A 17,250-nucleotide genomic window follows, 5' to 3' on the forward strand; every position below is an offset into this window, starting at 1 on the left:
CTCCAGGACGCGATGCCGAACGGCAACTTTGACCTCATCCGCTCTCTCGTGACGCCGGATGCCCCGATCCGGCGCGCCGGGTTCGCGGACCGGACGTCCGTCGTACGCCCCGACCGCCCAGTTCGTCCAGCAGCCAGTAGGGGGAGGCCGGCTCGGCGGGCCGGTACACACCGGTGACGAGGATCCGCACCGGCGGCCCGTCGAGCCGGTCGGTGACGGTGAGGCGGGCGCCCGGCGTCAGCCGCAGCCGCCGCGCGGCGGTCTCGGGCAGCGCCACCTCGACGTCCGGCGTGCCCGCGCGCGGCGGGCGCCCCTCGCTGAACCGCACCTGCGTGGAGTCGAGCGTCGCGAAGTGCGTGAGGTTGGGCTTGTCGCCGGGCCGGGTGGCTGCGGCCCGGGTGGTCGCGGGCAGGGCGTACGGGCCGGAACTCACCAGCGTCCGCACGGTCACCGGCAGCCCGTCGAAGGTACGGCGCGTTCCGTCGCGCACGGCGGTGTCGGCAGCTTTGCGATGATCGGCCGCCACCTCGGCCGTGACGACCAGCGCGGCATCGGCGGCGTTGCGCGGCTCGGCCAGCGAGTGGCGCAGGGCCGCGTCGCCGATCGCGGCCGAGTAGGCGGCCAGGGCTGCCAGCACGGTCGTGGTCAGCAGGAGAGTGACGAGCGCGGCGGTGATCAGCGGCCGATGCGCTCGTGCCCTCGCCAGGACAAGCGTGGCCCGCCCCGGACGCACCCTGAAACGCCCCCCGTACGTCGCCACCCGGCTTTCCCCAAGCCCCCGTTGACACCGTGGCCAGACCCTTCGGTGATGTTGTCAGTCCGGAAGCGGTGGGGTAAGCGATGACGAAGCGGGCTTGACCGGATTGTGACCGGAAATCGATGTTCCGTGACCGGAATCCGGGCTACGGAGGCTACTCCGCAGCGCGTTCAGCATTTCCGAAATGCCCGCCCGTCAGCGCGGCCGCCGTTGCACAACGTCGGCGAGCACAGTGGTCACGAGCTTGTTGACGGTTGCCGTGGTCGGCGGGCCGGAGTCGCGGTCCGCGAACAGGAGATGCCCGCCACCGACCAGGGAAAGAGTGAGCGAGTCGAGGTCGGCGTCGGCCGCGATGCGGCCCAGTTCACGCTCATCGGCCAGATAGGCGGAGATCGCGGTCGTGACCTGGGCGAGGACCGCGATGCCACCTCCGGGCCTGGCTTGTCGCAGCCGTGCGCGCAGTTCGTCCCGGAAGGTGATGAGCGGGATGATCGCCACCGGAACCGGTCCGAACAGGGTGGTCAGCGCGGTGGTGAGGTTGTCGGCCACCGTGCCGATGCCGGCGGACTCGCGTAGCGCACTCGCCTGCGTCTCAAGCTGCGCGGCCCGGTCGAGCACGAGGTCGGTGAGAAAGGCGTCGAAGTCGCTGAAGTGCCGGTGCAGGACGCCTTTGGCGCAGCCCGCCTCGTCGGTGACGGCCCGGCTGGTCAGCGCGTCCGGCCCGTCCCGCAGCAGCACGCGTTCGGCGGCGCCGAACAACTGCTGCCGCGCATCGCGAAGGTGCACTCCAGTCGGCACTCACAGATCCTCTCGTGCGGCAATCCACTGGCATCCATTGCCCAGTGGGCATGCGCCCACTAAGGTGGGCACATGCCCATCTTACCGCGAGAGCAACCAGAACCGTCCCGCGTGGAGCTGCATGAGGCCCGGCGGATGGCCGAATCGTTCGGTAGGGACGCCGAACGCTACGACCAGGCCCGACCGGGCTACCCCGACGCATTGGTGGCGCGGATCGTCGCCGGGAGCCCTGGGCCTGAGGTGCTCGACGTGGGCTGCGGTACCGGCATCGCGGCCCGCCAGTTCCAGGCCGCCGGCTGCGCCGTGCTCGGTGTCGAGCCGGACGAGCGGATGGCCAAGTTCGCACGAGCCCACGGCCTACGGGTCGAGGTGGCAACGTTCGAAGCCTGGCAGCTGGGCGACCGGACGTTCGACGCGGTGATCGCGGCCCAGTCCTGGCACTGGGTGGATCCGGTCGCCGGCGCAGTCAAGGCGGCCAGGGTACTGCGTCCGGACGGGCGTCTGGCGATCTTTGGGCACGTGTACGAACCACCCGCCGAGGTGGCCGAGCCCTTCGCCGCTGCCTACCGGCGGGTGGTGCCAGACTCGCCGTTCGGTAACCGGCCGGCCCGACGACCGCTGAGCATGTACCAAGCGGGGTACGCGAAGTTCACCGACGCGATCCGTCAGACCGAGCGCTTCAACGACCCCGAACAGTGGCGATTCGACTGGGAACGGTCCTATACGCGCGAGCAGTGGCTGGAGTTGCTCCCCACCACCGGTGGCCTCACCCAACTCTCCCCCGACGAGACGGCCGACATCCTTGACGCGGTCGGGGCCGCCATCGACTCGATAGGCGGTCGCTTCACGATGCCCTACACCACTCTGGCGACGACCGCTGCACGCGTCGGTACCTCCTGACTCGCCTCGGAACAGGCCTGTGAACTCGCCATACGATCCAGGAGCGGCTCAGGTCGACGGGTGCTTTCCGTCCGCCGATAAAGGTGAGCTGCCGGCGGGAAGCCCTAGGACAGGCATCCCAGGCTCCCTTGTTTCTGCAGGTTGTCGGGGGTGGGACCGTTCCACCGTTGTAGGTCGGGTGGCGGCTGTTGCCTCAAGCCCATGAGGCACCGAGGCTATGGCTGTCGCACCGGCTGAAGCGGCCGACCGTTCGGCAGCGCCACGACACCCCGACTCGCCTGTCCACTGGGACACCCGTTCTTGGAGGTTTGATGAAGTCCGTCGTCCGTAAGGTTGCAAGCTTCGCGGGGGTGAGCGTGGCTGTTGCGGCCATGTCCATGACCGGCGCATCCGCAGCCCACGCGGAGCCCCCCACCCAAGGATGCCCGTACCCGTACGTCTGCTTCTATGTGGATGGCGACGCCTTGAACGCGGGCACGCCGATCGCGAAGTACCGGGACGTCACCAGCGCCTATCAGGCGGTGACACCGCGGCCGCACTACGGGGTCCTGAACACCCGCAACGACGACGTGGTGTATCTGCGGCTCCAGAGCGGCGGCTCGATCTGCCTCGAGCCGAATAGCCAGACGGTGTTCACCAACTCCTACAAGGTCAACGGGATAAAGATCTCCAGCAGCTCCACGTGCTGAATCCGCTGGAACGCCCGGCAGGCGCGCCTGATCGCGCCCGCCGGGCGACGGGCAGGGCCTGGGGCAGGTCCCCCGCGGCCCGGTCGTCCTGGCAGTGCTCGGGGTGCCGACGGTGGCCAAGGCAGGACCAGGAGAGCGGCGAGCGGCGGCCTTTGGAACCCGGGAACGGCAACGCTGCTCGGAGCAGACTGCTTTCGCCCGGATCGTCCCTGAGGTATGTCGCCAACTGCGTGCCGATGTCATGAGGCTGATTGCGTCAGGGCTTGGACCAGCCGGGGGGTGTTGGATCGGCTGCATGGGTGATCACTGGCTCGGCTCCGTGTGTTGGTATGCCGATCCGGCAATCACACCATGTGTGCTGGGGTGAGTTTCTTCGACTTGGCGCCTCGGCTGCGGGTGGTGCCGTGGCCGGCTGCCGAGCCGGCTGCGGCCCACCGGGATCCCGCCCTTGTCCCGACTCCCGCGTGCGGGGCGCTGACCCGGTGGGTCCGGCGCCGTCCAGGTCGAACAGGACGCGGGGGAAGAGCGGGTAGCGCCGCCGCCACACCTTCAGCGCCGGGTTCCTGGAAGGTTGGCCGGCGCCCCGGCGCCCCGGCACCGCGGGCACCTGGGCCGACCGACGAAATTCGCTGAGCTTGACAGTGAACGCCCTCAGTATCGACCCATTGTCGCCTCCGGCGGGGCCGCGCCGGTAGTACAGGAGCGCGTCGGGGATGACGGAGGGAGACGAGTGCGGTCTCGTCAGTGCCCGTTCCTGATCCCGGCATGCCGAGCAGCACGCCTGTGCGCCCGCGCCGCACGCCGTAATGGCTGCGGCCCGGGCGCTGCGCGGCTCAGAGGCGACGCCCCACTACCCGCGCGAAGCCCAGCGCGCGGCCTTCATCGGCGCGTAGCAGTTCCACCGATTCGCGGGCCATGCGCGCCATCCATTCGTACGGGCTTTCCTCGGCGCACACCTCGCTCCACAGCAGCCAGTCGCGCCAGCCGTCGGGCTGCCAGTCGGCGGCCTCTACCTCCACGGCTTCGCTGCGCGTCCAGTTGCGCCGCCACCAGGCGGGGGAGTGGAACGCCCAGAAGCCCGGCCCCCAGTACGGCTTCAGGTGCTCGGGAGGCTCGGTGCCTTCCGGTTCCTCCCGGAGCGCGGGTACGACGATGCCGATCCGCCCGCCGGGCTTCAGCAGTCGAGTGAGGGTGGGCAGGTAGAGGTCGTTCGTGCCGAAGTACTGGTAGGCGTCGATGCTCACGATCGCGTCGAAGTGGCCCTGTGCGAAAGGCAGGTCGTGGGCTTCGGTGAAAACGGGCAGGACACGGTCGGCGACGCCCGCCTCGGCGATGCGCGCCGCATTCTCGTCGGGCTTGACCCACAGATCGGCGGCTACGACCTGGAAGCCGTACTCCCTGGCGAGGAAGACGGACGTCATGGCGCGGCCGCAGCCGAGGTCGAGGACGCGGGCGCCGGGGCGCAGTTCCTCGAGACCGAGCGCGGGAGCCAGCCATTCCAGCAGCCACAGGGCGTGTGGGCCCATCTGGTTCTCGATGGTCCAGCGGACGTCGTAGCGGTTGCTGCGCGGGTGGCGAGGGTGGTTCAGGCGGTCAGCGAGGTCGTCGTTCGAAGTCGTCGATGTGATGTCGGACATCGGTGAAGGGGCTCCTTGAGTCCTTGAGGAAGGGACGGGATGCGTAGGAGCTCGGTCGGACCTTCAAACAATGCACCTGCTCGGGTCGGGGGCGATGCGCCCGGCTGTAGACGGCGGGACGCTACCAGCCGGCCCGTCCGCCTTGCACCCGATAATTCTCAGCCCTCTGGCCGGAGGCGCTCGCAGCCGGCCCGGACGGCCGAGGAATCAGGCGGCTTGCGTCAGGCAATACGGGTTGATGTCGCGCCGCTCGGCGAACGTGATGGCGCCCATGCGATCAACGACTCGCTGACCTGGGGCAGGCGTTCGTGGTCACGGCAGTGCCGCCGGGCCCTCATGGTCCACGACCAGGGGCGTTCGACGACCAGCGGCGCGCAAGGACGACGAAGCCCTTCGCGTCCGGCGGGCGCCGCACCGTCTTGATCGTGATGTCGAGGTACTTCTTCGCCCGCGACTCGCAGGATCTGGCACCCGGTCACCCCTTCACCTCAACCGGAACGGCCGGGCTACGGTCCCGGAGGAACGCGTGGACGTCCAGGACGATCTCCTCCTGCAGCGCGGCGGGCACGTACCGCTGATCCGCGAAGAGCTGCACGGCGACGTCGGTGCCGTCGGTACGGATGTTGAGGCCGAAGCGGAGCATGCTCGACGCTATGGGCGGCTCATGACGCAGCAGGAAGGCGCCGTCCTCCAGGGCGCCGACATCCCGCGGAACGACCGCCTCCTTCTCCTGCAGGACGTTGACGTACTGATCGAGCGCGGGGCGGACGCCGTTCTCCACGGGGCGCAGATGTCGGTACAGGCTGTAGGGATCCCACATGCTCGTCTCGTGCAGGCGCAGGATGCGGGGCCGCACGTGATCCACGAGATCGCCGGGCGAGCCTCCCAGGGTGGGGAGCGTGAGCAGTCCCTGCTGCGCCACGCACCCCATGTACCGGACGGTGTGTGGCAGCCGGCGATTGGCGCACGTGATCACCAGCGCACACGCGTCGACCGCGAACGCCTTGCCCAGCGCCGCCGCGGCAGCAGCGACATACATCGCCGAAGGACTGACGCCGCGTGCGCCCGCCGCTTCCCGTACGAGCGCTCCCGTGCCCGTGGAGTACAGCCGCACTCTGGGGAAAAGGTGTTCGGCATCGGGGGCGAGGGGAGTGCGGGCGAGCGACCACGGCACCGCCCGCAGTCCTTCCTCCCAGGCGCTCAGCGCGGTGTCGAGGGTCGTGCGGCCGAGGTCGGACTGTTCGAAGTCCGCCCGGTCCAGGGGCTGATGCGCGGGTGCGAGCAGTGGTGCGTTCCCCGCACCGGGCAGGCCGGCGCATTCCTCCGCCAGGAGGTCCGCGGCCACCGCGTCCACGGTCAGATGGGACAGGGAGGCGACGAGCCAGGTGGGGACGCCGTCGCGGGTGAGGACGGCGAAGCCGGCGGCCGGGTCCTGGCCGGCGGACGGGTCCGTGCCCGTCAGTTCCGCGACGAGCCGCGTGACCTCGGGGAGAGCGGGCGCGGCGTCGGCCTCGGCGACAGGCACCGTCAACTTGCCGTGTCGCAGTACCTCTTGGTCTGGTGGGCCGTCGGTTGGCACACGGGTGAAGACGGTGCGCAGCCCTTCGTGGCGCTCGACGAGACGGGACACGACGTCCAGAACGTCACCGTGGCCGCGTCCAGCGGCGACGACGTGGGCGGCACGTCCACGAGGAGCGGGACCTGGAACCGGCCCGTGTGCGGTCTGTTGGCCTCCAGTGTCAGCCATGTGTCGTGCTGCCTGCACGGCGCCCAGCACGAGCTGCGCACCCAGCAGGGGCACCTCGCCGACTTGTCCGTCGACATCGTCAGCGGCCTGCGGGTGCTGCGGGGCATCGGCGGCGAGGACGTCTTCTCCGCCCGCTACCGCGACCAGTCCCAGCGCGTACGGGCCGAGGGCGTACGGGTGGCGTCCGTCGAGGGCAAGGTCGCCGCCGGCCGCCGGGGGCGGCCTCACCGCGGTGGTGTGCGCAGTCGCCGCCGATGCGCCCCCCATCGCCGAACGGCTCGGCCGTTACACGGAGTCGTCCGTCGACCTGGACGGTGTCCCGCTGCGCGAACTGCCCCTGCGCGAAACCCGCCGGAACATCCTCATCGTCGACCACGGATCCCGGCTGTTCGCCGGCACGCTGCGCGAGGAACTCGATCCGCACGGGAGAGCCGCCACGGCCCCTGACCGGCTGCGGGCCTTCGACCGCTGCCGTCAGTGCGGTCATCGGGTAGGTGGCGACCCGGCCGGGACTGTTGTCCTGACGCTTCGTCAGTTCGTAGACCTCGGGGTGGAACCAGTCGTTGGTGAACGCGAAGAGACGGTTCGGAGAGGTTTCCAGCGCTTCCCAGTCGTCGTGGTAGTCGAGGGCGGAGTCCTCATTGTTCTGGTCGTCGATGCATTTGTTGTCCTCGAGGAAGAGATACGAGCGGAAGCGAGTGGCCCGCAGCCACCGGCGATGCATGGGCAGCCGCTGCTGCCTGACCGGGTCGTGCATCGATGACGTTCATGCCGGACCACCCCAACGTCCTTGCCGTGGCGAGTTTCGACGGCGCTGTCCGCCTGTGGGACCTGGCCCCGGAGCGCGCCACCCGACGCATCTGCTCTGTCACCCGGCACATCATCACCCGCAAACTGTGGCGGCAGTACGTCGGAACCCTTCCCTGCCGACCACCCTGCTGACGAGAGGCGGGCGGACGGCCGAAGTCGGGTGGGACTGGAACTGATCATTTCAGAATGAGGCGCGGGCGGCTGAAGATGTCGGCCAGTTCGAGCAGGAGCGCCCGGGTCCTAACGCAGGGCGGCGGCGACCAAGCCTTCGAGGGCCTCGCGCTGAACTTCGCCGCCGCTCACCAGCCGGTCGAAGACCAGTCCGTCGATGCAGGTCAGCAGGATGTGAGTGCGGTTTTCGACGTCCGTGACGCCGTGCGCGGTGAGGAACAGCCGGACGGCCTCGCGGCCGGCGTTCTCGCGGGGCACGAGGATCTCGCGCAGCACCGGGTCGCGCACGCTCTCGACGGCGCAGGCGTAGCGGGCGAGCGAGCGGCGGCGGCCCTCGCCGGTGAGTCGCTGTCGGATGAGCAGTGCCATGCCGTTCACCAGTTCCTCGACGGTGCGCAGGGGCGGAAGCTCTTCGGCCGTCGTGTGCAGTTCCGCCTGGTCGAGTTGGACCAGGCGGGTGACGAGTGCGGTGAGCAGCGCGGTTCGGGTGCGGAAGTAGGCCGAGGTGGTACCGGGCGGCATGGCGGCTTTACGGTCGACCGCGCGGTGGGTCAGGCCGCGGATCCCTTCGTCGGCGAGTACGTCGAGAGCCGCGTCCGCGAGGAGGGTGCGCCGATCCGAAGCCATGGCCCCTTTCTACACCTGTAGAACCTCAGATAGGATCATCTTCTACAGATGTAGAAGAATCGGAGCGTCGACATGGGCAGCACGGCAGTGGTGGTCGGCGGGGGCATCGGCGGGCTGGCCGCCGCGATCGGCCTGCACCGCATCGGCTGGGACGTGAGGGTCGTCGAGCGCGCGTCCATGCTTGAGGATGCGGGGGCGGGCATCTCACTGGCCGCCAACGGTCTTCGGGCACTGGACGAACTCGGCGTCGGCCAAGCGATACGGGATGCCTCGCGAGGGCAGTACAGCGGCGGCACTCGGACGCCCCAGGGCAGTTGGCTGGCCCGGATGGACGGCTCGCTGCTGGAGAAGGCGGTAGGTACGCCGATCATGGGCATCCCACGCTCCAGCTTGCACCGGCTGCTTCGCGACTGTCTGCCCGCCGAATCACTGCTGATCGACTCCGAGGCGGCCTCGGTCGAACAGATCGACCCCGGCACGGTTCGAGTCGGCTGCGGCGACACGGTCCTGGACGCCGATCTGGTGGTGGCGGCCGACGGCATGGGCAGCAAAGTCCGCAGCCGTCTCTTCCCGGACCATCCCGGCCCGGTCTACAGCGGCTCGACGGTGCTGCGCGCCATCACCGAGCGCGAGGTCGATCTGCGCGCTGACTTCGAGCTGACCTGGGGTCCAAGCGCGGAGTTCGGTCACATCGCCTTCTTGGACGGGAGGGCTGAGTGGCACGCCGTCCTCAGCCTCCCGGCCGGGACGCGGTTCACCGACTCACTGGCCGAACTGCGCCGACGGTTCCACGCCTGGCACGACCCGATCCCCGCCCTGCTCGACGCGACTCAGCCCGCCGCCGTGCTGCACCACGACGTCAACGAACTCCGCACACCGCTCCCTTCGTACACGGTCGGCCGGATCGCCCTGCTCGGCGACGCGGCACACGCGATGACCCCCCACCTCGGACAGGGCGCCTGCCAGGCGCTGGAGGACGCGGTCACCCTGGCTGCCGCCCTCGGCACCGAGCCCACCGTTGAGGCCGCGCTCGCCCGCTACGACGCCGAGCGCCGGCCGCGTAGCCAGGCCGTCGCGCGGGCCGCCCGGCAGGCCGGGAGAATGGGCCAACAGCTCTCCCACCCCCTGGCCGTCGCCCTGCGGAACACGGCGATGCGGCTGACACCATCCCGCGCCGCAACGCGCATGATCCTTCGGCACCACACCTGGGTTCCACCACAGCTGAGCTGATCCGATACGTGCCCCGCCAACTCACAACCAGGCACGTTCTAAACCAAGTCGAGCTGCGGCCCTTCTTTCAGCGCCACCAGCAAAGCCTGGGTGGCTGCCTGGTCCGGGGAGCCGCCGAGGATGCCCCACGGCGCCGTGGCGAATCAGGTACGGCATCCGTCATCGGCGGTCGTCACTTTCACCGATGCCGCGGTCAGCAGTGCGGCGGCACGCCTGCTCGGACATGCTCATAGCGAGGCAGGATCACGACTCGCGCATCCCGATCGGAGGCGTTCTTGAAGACAACACTGCGCGTAGCTCTGGCCACTGTTCTGGCCGCTGGTGCAGCATCGGCCACGGCACCAGTCACGGCCATGTCGGCCGCGGTCGAACCATTGCGGTACGTCGCGCTCGGCGATTCCTTCGCGGCCGCACCGCTGGTGCCGCCCGTCGACCCGGCCAACCCGGCGTGCCTGCGTTCCCTGGCCGACTATCCGCACATCGCGGCCCAGGCCCTCGCCGTGAAGCTCACCGACGTCAGCTGCTCCGGCGCCACTGTCGAAGATCTGAACACCGCGCAGCACCCGGGAACAGCACCCCAGTACGACTCACTGACGCCGGACACCGACATCGTCAGCGTCACCATCGGCGGCAACGACACCGACCTCTTCAGCGAAACGCTGGGCTGCGTCAACATCCTGCCCCAGCCACACGGCGCCAGCTGCGCGGAAGAGAACACCGCCGGCGGCACCGACAGGGTCAGGGCCCGCATCGACGCCTGGGGCCCGGCCTTCAGCGCCGTCCTGGACGAAATCGCCCGGCGGGCGCCGCACGCAGAAGTCTTCGTCGTCGGCTACGGCAACTACCTCCGTACCAACGGCTGCTATCCCGCTCAGCCTTTCTGGAAGCAGGACGCCACCTACATCCAAAGCGCGGTCAACCACCTCAGCGCCGTACTGAAGCAGGCGGCCGAAGAACAAGGCGCCGCCTTCGTCGACACCTACACCCTCGGCACCGGTCACGACATCTGCGCCGCCCCCGCCGACCGCTACATCGAGGGCCTCGTCCCCACTCGTGCGGCCGCGCCTCTACATCCCAACGCACCGGGAGCACGAGCCATCGGCGAGGCCCTCGCTGCGGCCGTCCGCACGACGTCGGCAGGGTGACGACACCGCCCGTCTCACCCCGGATTCCGCGAGCGACGGTCTGTGCGCTTGCTCGTCCCTCCCGACCTCTGGGCGGAGCCGGCGATGTGAGACACACAGCGCCCCGAGCTGCCGGCTGGGCGGGGCACCGACCCGGGGGTGGCCCCGGGGGAGCTCCCGCAAGGGTGCGGGGGCGCAGGTGCCGGTGGGGTGCAGGGGCGCGGCTAAGGGCGGTGATCTGACCGGAATGGGCGCCTCGGCAACTGCGAGCGCCCTTCTGGCTGGCAGCGGTTGGTGCTGCCCGGCAGCCGCGGCACTCGGGTCACGCGTTCCTGGCGCGCTGCAGGATCGCGCGCACGTCCTCCTGGAACCGTAGGCGTCGTACGAGCAAACGCCGGTACCTGACCGGGAACCAGAATGTGGATCGGACTCCCGTGCGGTGTTCGACATCGACCATCACCGCTGTGTCCAGTCTGGGAAGCTGCCCGACCAGGAGCGGGAGGACCCAACCCCACGTGCGCGAGTCGATCGCGTTCCCATAGACCAGAGCGGCGCACTGGTTGGTTCCCAGCTTTTCCCGCAGGGCGCCGGCGAAAGAGCGGGTGGACCGTGGACCGTCCCAGTCGACGTGCGCACTCAGTTCGCCGGAGTCCATCTGCACCACGACGTCATCGTCGCCGTCATGGAGTGTGATCCACTGCAGCCGGACGCCCCTGCGACGGGTCCATGCTCTGGGGGCGACCCGCACGACCGCCTCGAGAATGCGGATGTAGTCCGCGCGCACGTGAGCTGGAAGAGAGCTGAGTTCGGCCAGGATCGCCTCGCCCTGCGCTGTCATGGACGCCCCCCGACGTGGTGTGATCTTGCTGGCTGGCAGGGTAACGCAGCCCGGTCCCGGCAGCGCACCGTGAGGAATGCGTAAGACGAACTGATCGGCAGTCATCGGGGTGGGGCCTGGTCCCGCAGACCGAAGCTCCCGCGCAGTAGCCCCACGGGCTCTCGCACTCGGTCTGACCCGCTCAATCCGGCCCCATGACCTGCGGAAAGAGATGCGACACGGCAACTGACCGGGGGATCGGGGCGCACTCGTGGGTCCCCTGGGGTGCGCTGGTGTCGCGAACGTTACCGAAAATGGCGGACCGACCGAGTCCTGGCCTTGGGACGCCGCGTGACCCGCATGAGCTTGTGACCTGCGCGCTGGTCGATGAGTCCGGCGAACTGCTCGCCAAACGGCGGATCAGCGATGACGCGGCCGGCTACCGGATGCTGCTGGAGCTCCTGGCCGAGCACGGTGACAGCCCTGAGTCGCCGATACCGGTGGCCATCGAGACCAGCCGGGGCCCGCTCGTCGCAGCCCTGCGCACTGGCCGCCGCAAGGTCTGCGAGATCAACCCGCTTGCCGCCTCCCCTACCGCGACTGCCACGGTGTGTCGCGCGAGAAGTCGGACCCGGGCGACGCCCTCGTGCTGGCCAACACCTCCGCACCGACATGGCCGTACACCGGACACGTGATCATTCCGGGGCCGTCGCCGTGCCTGGAGGGCAGATCGCAACCGTCACGCGTTCTCGCATGACCAGCCAGCCCGACACGCTCTGGGCCGCATCGGAGCCTGCCCGCACCTTTCGTCTCCGCCGTCGGTCAGGAAGCAGTGGCACCATGGCGCACATGTTGAACTACAACCTCGCCGTCCCCGATGTTGATGACGCCGGTGTCCTGTCTGCGCTGGTGGCTGAGGGCGACGAGCTCGACGTGCTGGTCAGGGCAGTGGACGACTGGTCCATACCGACACCGGCACCGGGCTGGACGGTCGCCCACCAGATAGCCCACCTCGCGTGGGCGGACGCAAACGCACTCAGCGCCTTACGCACTCCGGACGCGTTCGGCGCCGAGCTCGGGCGGGCGGAAGCCGATGGCAGCGGGTACGCAGACAAGGCCGCCGCCGCGGGAGCGGCCAAACCGCGGTCGGTACTCCTGGACGAGTGGCGGGCCGGGCGAGCGGAACTGGCGGCGGCATTGCGCGACACGCCATGGGACCACGCATTCCCCTGGTACATGTCGGAGGTGACCCCGGCCCTGATGGCGCCCCTTCGTCTGATGGAAACCTGGGCACACGGGCAGGACGTCTTCGATGCTGTGGGCGTGGCGCACCGCCCAACGGATCGGCTGCAGCACGTGGCGTCGCTGGGGGTGTTGGGACGGGCGCTGTCCTTTGCCGCCGTCGGACTGCCTGAGCCGGCGGATCTCTTCCGCGTCGAGCTGACAGCACCTGACGGACGGACCTGGGTGTGGGGCCCCGAGGCTGCCGCGCAACGGGTACAGGGCGGCGCTGTCGACTTCTGCCTGTGTGTCACCCGGCGTCGCCCCTGGTCGGAGACCAACATGAAAGCGACCGGCGAGGACGCGCAGAAGTGGCTGGAGGTGGCGCGCGTCTTCCTCTGAAAGCGCGTCGGGGTGAATGATCACGTGGTGTGTGCCAGTGCGACAAGCGGGATGTTACTCACGGGGCAGAGGCCGGAGTCTCCGGGTTAGCCATCCAGCGTCCCTCGGGTCGCGTAGAACCACTACGCCAGCCGCACCGTCGTGACAACTACCAGCAGCGTCGACAGCGAGACGCGGACCGCCCTTGGCGCGTGAAGCACCAGGCGTCGGCCGATGGTCCGCGCCATGAGTCCGACGAGTGCTTCGGCTCCCAAGACCAGAGGGAGTAAGAAGTTGAGTTCGAAAAAGTCGTCGAGTGTCTCGATCAGACGACCGCGCAGGTCGACGATCAGCTCGCTGTCCGTCATCGCAGCAGACCAACCAGCCCTACCACGAGTCACTCACCGGTCAAGGAGACGGGCTGAGGCTGGGTGAGGTTGTCCACGATCAGTCCGAGGGTGAACTCGAACCGGTCGTGTCCGGTGCCGGAGGTCAGCTCAGCGGCATAGCGCCGGGTCTGCGGAAACGCGTCGGCCGGCAGCGCGGTGAACCGACGGATCAGCTCCTCGCGGCCAAGGACCCATTCCTGGTCCGGGTGTCTGCGCCGCTGCTGGACCAGCGACTGCTCCAAGGCGTAGGCGCTGACGTAGAGGGACAGAGCATCGAGCACCCAGGCAGCGTTCTGCGGTTCGATTCCGCCGGCGAGCAGGATCGTCAAGAGCCCTTCCCTGACCCGCAACGTGGAGAGGTTGGTCGGGACTACGCCCAGCGCGGCGCGGGAGACTCCGGGGTATTTCAGGTACTGGTCGCGGATCTGCGCGTACACATCGAGGATCTGCTTGCGCCACGTGGCCGGGTCCGGTTCGGGCAGCACGACCTCGGAGCAGAGCCGGCCGACGAGCAGATCGTCGATGTCCTCTTTGCTGACGATGTGCGCGTACAGCGACGACGGCCCGGTGCCGAGTACCGCGGCGACTCGACGGATGGTCAGTGCGTCGTAGCCCTCGGTGGCCACGACCTGCAGGGCGGCGTCGGTGATCCGGTCGACCGTGATGGGCTTCTTGCGTGGGGACGCTACTGAGGGCTCCCCAGCGGGCTGGGCGTGACGAGCTGCTCGGCGTTGCCGGGGATCGGAGGGCATACCGATCACTATAGCTTGACACGATCTAAGTTCGCCTCGTAGAACTTAGATCGTGAATACAGAACTAAGTTCGTGTCTGCGCGGTTGGCGTCCCCCTGCTCAGGTCCTGAGCAGGGTTCGGACAGCCTGTTCGGGAGGTGTGTGATGCGCGTTTCCGTGGCCGGAGCCGGTCTGGGGGGTCTGTGCTTGGCGCAGGGTCTGCGCGGTGCCGGGATCGAGGTCGACGTCTACGAGCGGGACCCAGCGATCACCGCACGATTTCAGGGGTACCGGCTCGTACTGGATCCGGTCGGATTCGAGGCGCTGCGTAGCTGTCTGCCACAGCATTGGCACCCGCTGCTGGACGCGGTCGTCAGTGACGCCTACGTCGAGCGACTGGCCCTGGACGCCCAGCTGAACAAGATCGGCGAACTCGGCCCTGCAAGGAGTGGGATCGTGGTCGACCGGCACGTACTCCGGCATCTGCTGCTGACCGGACTCACTGTGCACACAGGGGCCGCGCTGACCGGTTACGACGTGTTGGACAGCGGCAGGGTCGAAGCCCGGTTCGCGCAACGCGATCCGGCAACCGCTGATCTGCTCGTCGGGGCGGACGGGGTCGGCTCCGCGGTTCGCCAGGTGCTGACGCCGCAGACCACCCCGAGGGACACCGGCGTTCGGTTCGTCATCGGCCGCACGCCGCTGACGGAGCAGTTCGCCGGTCTGTCCCGGGCCTACGGCGGGAAGATCGTCGGGGACGGAGTGAGCCTGTTGCTCGGGGCGATGCAGTTCCCCATTCCGCCGAAGGAAGCGGCGGAGAAACTGGCACCCGAAGTAACGCTCCCTGACATCCATGACTACGTGCGCTGGGCCATGATCCTCCCGCCGAACGGCTCTCTCGGCACCTCGACGGCACAGGAGGCCGCGCTGTCCAGGATGAAGGGCTGGCACCCGGACCTGCAGGCGCTCATCGAACAGGCCGACCCGGACAACAGCACCCTGCTGTCCATCGGGGTGGTCGAGCCAGGTGAGCGCTGGGCGCCCGGTCCGGTCACGCTGCTCGGTGACGCTATCCACGCCACCTCTCCGACCGGCGGCAACGGTGCGAACACCGCCCTGCGCGATGCCGACCTGCTGGGCCGCTGCCTGATTGAGGCCGTCGAGGGCCGTCAAGATCTTCTCAGTGCAGTCGACAGCTACGAGCGGCAGATGTTCGAGTACGGGGGCGAGGCCGTGCGCCACAGCCTCGCCGCACTACCCGCCTTCGTCCCGAACCCGGAACGACCCGAGCCGGCATAGGTTCAGAACCTCTCGATCAGGCCGCCGCGTCGGCGTGGTCGGTCAGCAGGGTAAGGGCTCGCAGCTCAAACTCCTCCAGCCGGTCCCCGAACAGGGGACGAGAGGCGAAGGATGTCGAGTACAGGTAGCCGATGACTGTCTGCGGGGTCCAGGGCCGATCGACATCGACGGTGTGCACCTCGAGGTGGGAGAAGGCGGACCTTTGCCCTGTTCCCGATCCGAGGTCGGGGAGGGCAGGGTGCGGCTTGCCGGAGACCGTCTGGCTGAGCAGGCGGACGGCAGCTTCGGGGATGCCGGGCCGGTAGGCGGCGTAGCAGGGGGCGGCAGTGAACTCGCTGATGATGCGCTCCGTGGGTGAGGAGTCCGCGGCTTCCACACGCGGCCCCGGATGGACGGCGACCCCCAGCGCCATGGCCCGGCCACGCCCCGCAGTGGCGTCACGCGATACGGCCGCAGAAGGCGTCGACTGACCGAGAGCGCAGCATCGGTGGTCATCGGATCCGCCCCTTCCGAGCCGACCAGTGGCGGTAATACTGGTCGTAGCCCGACTGAAGGACCGCTCACGCTGCGGCGAGTTGGAGGAGTTCCGGTACGCCCTGGGCGCGGGCGTAGGGCTGGAAGCGGGGGAGGAGGTCGTCGACGAGTTGCGCGCAGCGGGGTGCGCCGAGGCGGCGGGCCAGGAGGAGGGATTGTGTGGCGGCGGCCGCGGCGGGTTCGGGTTCGTTCAGGTCGAGGTGGCTGGCGGCGCGGTAGGCGAGGAACACGCTGCGGGTCTTGTTCCGTGTCGAGGGCAGCAGGCCTTCGCCCTCGGTGATGAGCTGGTGGGCGCGGGCGGTGTCGCCGAGGTCCAGGAGTGCTTGACCGGAATCCACCGCGAGATCGGCTTCGGAGATCCAGGCGCACCAGGCGGGCCGGTTGGTGCCGGCGTCGTTGAGGTGTTTCTCGGCCGCGGCGAGTGCGCGCAGTACGGGGCGTCGTTCGCTTCGGTCGCCTCGTGCGGCGAGGGTGCGGGCGAGGCGCAGTTGGAGCAGGCTGCGGGCGGCAGGGTGTTGGGCGTGGGTCAGGGCGTGGTTGAGGATGCGGGCGGCGGTGGTGTGGTCGCCTCGCCAGGCGGCCTGGTAGGCGAGGTCGCTCAGGAGGCCGGCGCCCATGTCGTGGTCGCCGGCTGCGTGCGCGTTGTGCAGGGCGGCGATCCAGTTCTGGCCGGCGTGGGTGTGGCGGCCCAGGTCGAAGCGGTGCCAGGCGACGGTTTGGGCCAGGAAGGCGGCGAGGGTGTGCAGTCGTCGGCCGAGGGCGGGCGTGTAGCGGCCGTCTTCGAGTAGTGCGGTCACCGTGGACAGGTGGGCGTCCAACAGGATGGCGGTGTGCTGTCGCTGCTCGGTGGCGAGACCGGCGAGTTTCTCGGTGGTGTCTTCCAGGAAGGCGACGAAGTCTTCGCCGATCGGTTTTCCGTTGTGGATCTGGGTGAGCGCGGCGGCGGGGCTGGCGGCCCAATCCGCGGCCAGGGTGGACAGGGCGGCGCTGGAGATCGTGAAGAAGGTGCGGCGGTCCATCGCTGTTCGCTGGGCCTCTCTCAGGGCGAGTACGGAGCTGTGCGGTCCGAGCGGGACGACGCCGTCGGCGGTGAGCGGCAGCCAGTTCGGCCAGTCGTCGGGACGGACGATGGCCGCGGGCCAGCCGAGCGCTTCGGCGATGTAGATCTGGGATTCCTCGCTGGGTTCGACGCCGCGCTGCCACTTACGTACTCGCGCCTCGTCCCTGCCTGAGCGCAGACCACGCCGGGCGGCTGCGGCTCGGATGCCGGAGACGAACTCATCCATCGTCAGGCCGGCCGCGAGACGGGCCAGGGCCAACGGGTGACGGGTGGTCTCTTCCACGCCATCCATCCAATCACTGAGCGTGCATGAGTGGTGACTCGTCCA

At 69.1% G+C, this 17,250-nt stretch carries 17 protein-coding genes and 1 pseudogene; 8 read left to right on the forward strand and 10 right to left on the reverse strand.

Annotated elements, in window-relative coordinates:
- Positions 1-34 precede the first annotated feature (34 nt).
- Together ACH45E_RS16470 and ACH45E_RS16475 are read right to left on the reverse strand one after the other, a co-directional pair.
- Entirely contained in the window at positions 35-760 is a 726-nt protein-coding gene (locus ACH45E_RS16470; protein ID WP_361438355.1) for a hypothetical protein, read from the reverse strand.
- A 192-nt stretch (positions 761-952) separates the two neighbouring features.
- Entirely contained in the window at positions 953-1,555 is a 603-nt protein-coding gene (locus ACH45E_RS16475; protein ID WP_361438353.1) for a TetR/AcrR family transcriptional regulator, read from the reverse strand.
- A gap of 72 nt (positions 1,556-1,627) precedes the next feature.
- Here ACH45E_RS16475 and ACH45E_RS16480 point away from each other — a divergent pair, with 72 nt between their 5' ends.
- Both ACH45E_RS16480 and ACH45E_RS16485 read left to right on the forward strand, forming a co-directional pair.
- A complete protein-coding gene (locus ACH45E_RS16480; protein ID WP_361438351.1) occupies positions 1,628-2,455 on the forward strand; it encodes a class I SAM-dependent methyltransferase in 828 nt (275 codons plus the stop codon).
- 311 nt (positions 2,456-2,766) lie between these two features.
- Positions 2,767-3,144 (forward strand): hypothetical protein, encoded by a 378-nt coding sequence (locus tag ACH45E_RS16485; protein WP_361438349.1) that lies wholly within the window; start codon positions 2,767-2,769, stop codon positions 3,142-3,144.
- A gap of 833 nt (positions 3,145-3,977) precedes the next feature.
- On the opposite strand, the gene ACH45E_RS16490 is transcribed toward ACH45E_RS16485, so the two are convergent.
- A complete protein-coding gene (locus ACH45E_RS16490; RefSeq protein WP_361438347.1) occupies positions 3,978-4,781 on the reverse strand; it encodes a methyltransferase domain-containing protein in 804 nt (267 codons plus the stop codon).
- 475 nt (positions 4,782-5,256) lie between these two features.
- Entirely contained in the window at positions 5,257-6,756 is a 1,500-nt protein-coding gene (locus ACH45E_RS16495) for a hypothetical protein (RefSeq protein WP_361438345.1), read from the reverse strand.
- 4 nt (positions 6,757-6,760) lie between these two features.
- Here ACH45E_RS16495 and ACH45E_RS16500 point away from each other — a divergent pair, with 4 nt between their 5' ends.
- Positions 6,761-7,291, forward strand: a complete 531-nt coding sequence (locus ACH45E_RS16500) for a hypothetical protein (RefSeq protein ID WP_361438343.1) — start codon at positions 6,761-6,763, stop codon at positions 7,289-7,291.
- A gap of 287 nt (positions 7,292-7,578) precedes the next feature.
- Here the strand turns inward: ACH45E_RS16500 and ACH45E_RS16505 are convergent, their stop codons facing one another.
- Positions 7,579-8,136 (reverse strand): TetR family transcriptional regulator, encoded by a 558-nt coding sequence (locus ACH45E_RS16505; protein ID WP_361438341.1) that lies wholly within the window; start codon positions 8,134-8,136, stop codon positions 7,579-7,581.
- Between the two features lie 72 nt (positions 8,137-8,208).
- Here ACH45E_RS16505 and ACH45E_RS16510 point away from each other — a divergent pair, with 72 nt between their 5' ends.
- Complete coding sequence (locus ACH45E_RS16510; RefSeq protein WP_361438339.1) at positions 8,209-9,366, forward strand: FAD-dependent monooxygenase; 1,158 nt, start codon at positions 8,209-8,211, stop codon at positions 9,364-9,366.
- A 353-nt stretch (positions 9,367-9,719) separates the two neighbouring features.
- The gene (locus ACH45E_RS16515; RefSeq protein WP_361438337.1) at positions 9,720-10,511 is read left to right on the forward strand and encodes an SGNH/GDSL hydrolase family protein; all 792 of its coding nucleotides are present in this window, start codon (positions 9,720-9,722) and stop codon (positions 10,509-10,511) included.
- A gap of 301 nt (positions 10,512-10,812) precedes the next feature.
- On the opposite strand, the gene ACH45E_RS16520 is transcribed toward ACH45E_RS16515, so the two are convergent.
- Positions 10,813-11,328, reverse strand: coding sequence for a hypothetical protein (locus ACH45E_RS16520; RefSeq protein WP_361438335.1), 516 nt, complete (start codon positions 11,326-11,328; stop codon positions 10,813-10,815).
- Positions 11,329-11,621: 293 nt separating this feature from the next.
- Between ACH45E_RS16520 and ACH45E_RS16525 the strand changes: the two are divergent.
- Positions 11,622-11,995 (forward strand): annotated as a pseudogene (locus ACH45E_RS16525) (transposase); the annotation flags it as partial.
- 161 nt (positions 11,996-12,156) lie between these two features.
- The gene (locus tag ACH45E_RS16530; protein ID WP_361439125.1) at positions 12,157-12,930 is read left to right on the forward strand and encodes a TIGR03084 family metal-binding protein; all 774 of its coding nucleotides are present in this window, start codon (positions 12,157-12,159) and stop codon (positions 12,928-12,930) included.
- A 122-nt stretch (positions 12,931-13,052) separates the two neighbouring features.
- On the opposite strand, the gene ACH45E_RS16535 is transcribed toward ACH45E_RS16530, so the two are convergent.
- Positions 13,053-13,277, reverse strand: a complete 225-nt coding sequence (locus ACH45E_RS16535; RefSeq protein ID WP_361438333.1) for a hypothetical protein — start codon at positions 13,275-13,277, stop codon at positions 13,053-13,055.
- 29 nt (positions 13,278-13,306) lie between these two features.
- The gene (locus ACH45E_RS16540) at positions 13,307-14,050 is read right to left on the reverse strand and encodes a TetR/AcrR family transcriptional regulator (protein WP_361438331.1); all 744 of its coding nucleotides are present in this window, start codon (positions 14,048-14,050) and stop codon (positions 13,307-13,309) included.
- 144 nt (positions 14,051-14,194) lie between these two features.
- On the opposite strand from ACH45E_RS16540, the gene ACH45E_RS16545 reads away from it, so the two are divergent.
- Positions 14,195-15,328 (forward strand): NAD(P)/FAD-dependent oxidoreductase, encoded by a 1,134-nt coding sequence (locus ACH45E_RS16545; RefSeq protein ID WP_361438329.1) that lies wholly within the window; start codon positions 14,195-14,197, stop codon positions 15,326-15,328.
- Positions 15,329-15,344: 16 nt separating this feature from the next.
- On the opposite strand, the gene ACH45E_RS16550 is transcribed toward ACH45E_RS16545, so the two are convergent.
- Together ACH45E_RS16550 and ACH45E_RS16555 are read right to left on the reverse strand one after the other, a co-directional pair.
- Entirely contained in the window at positions 15,345-15,740 is a 396-nt protein-coding gene (locus tag ACH45E_RS16550; protein WP_399040847.1) for a hypothetical protein, read from the reverse strand.
- Positions 15,741-15,888: 148 nt separating this feature from the next.
- A complete protein-coding gene (locus ACH45E_RS16555) occupies positions 15,889-17,214 on the reverse strand; it encodes an XRE family transcriptional regulator (RefSeq protein WP_361438325.1) in 1,326 nt (441 codons plus the stop codon).
- Positions 17,215-17,250 lie beyond the last annotated feature (36 nt).

The sequence above is a fragment of the Streptomyces sp. NPDC020299 genome (assembly GCF_044387825.1).
Classification (GTDB): Bacteria; Actinomycetota; Actinomycetes; order Streptomycetales; family Streptomycetaceae; genus Streptomyces.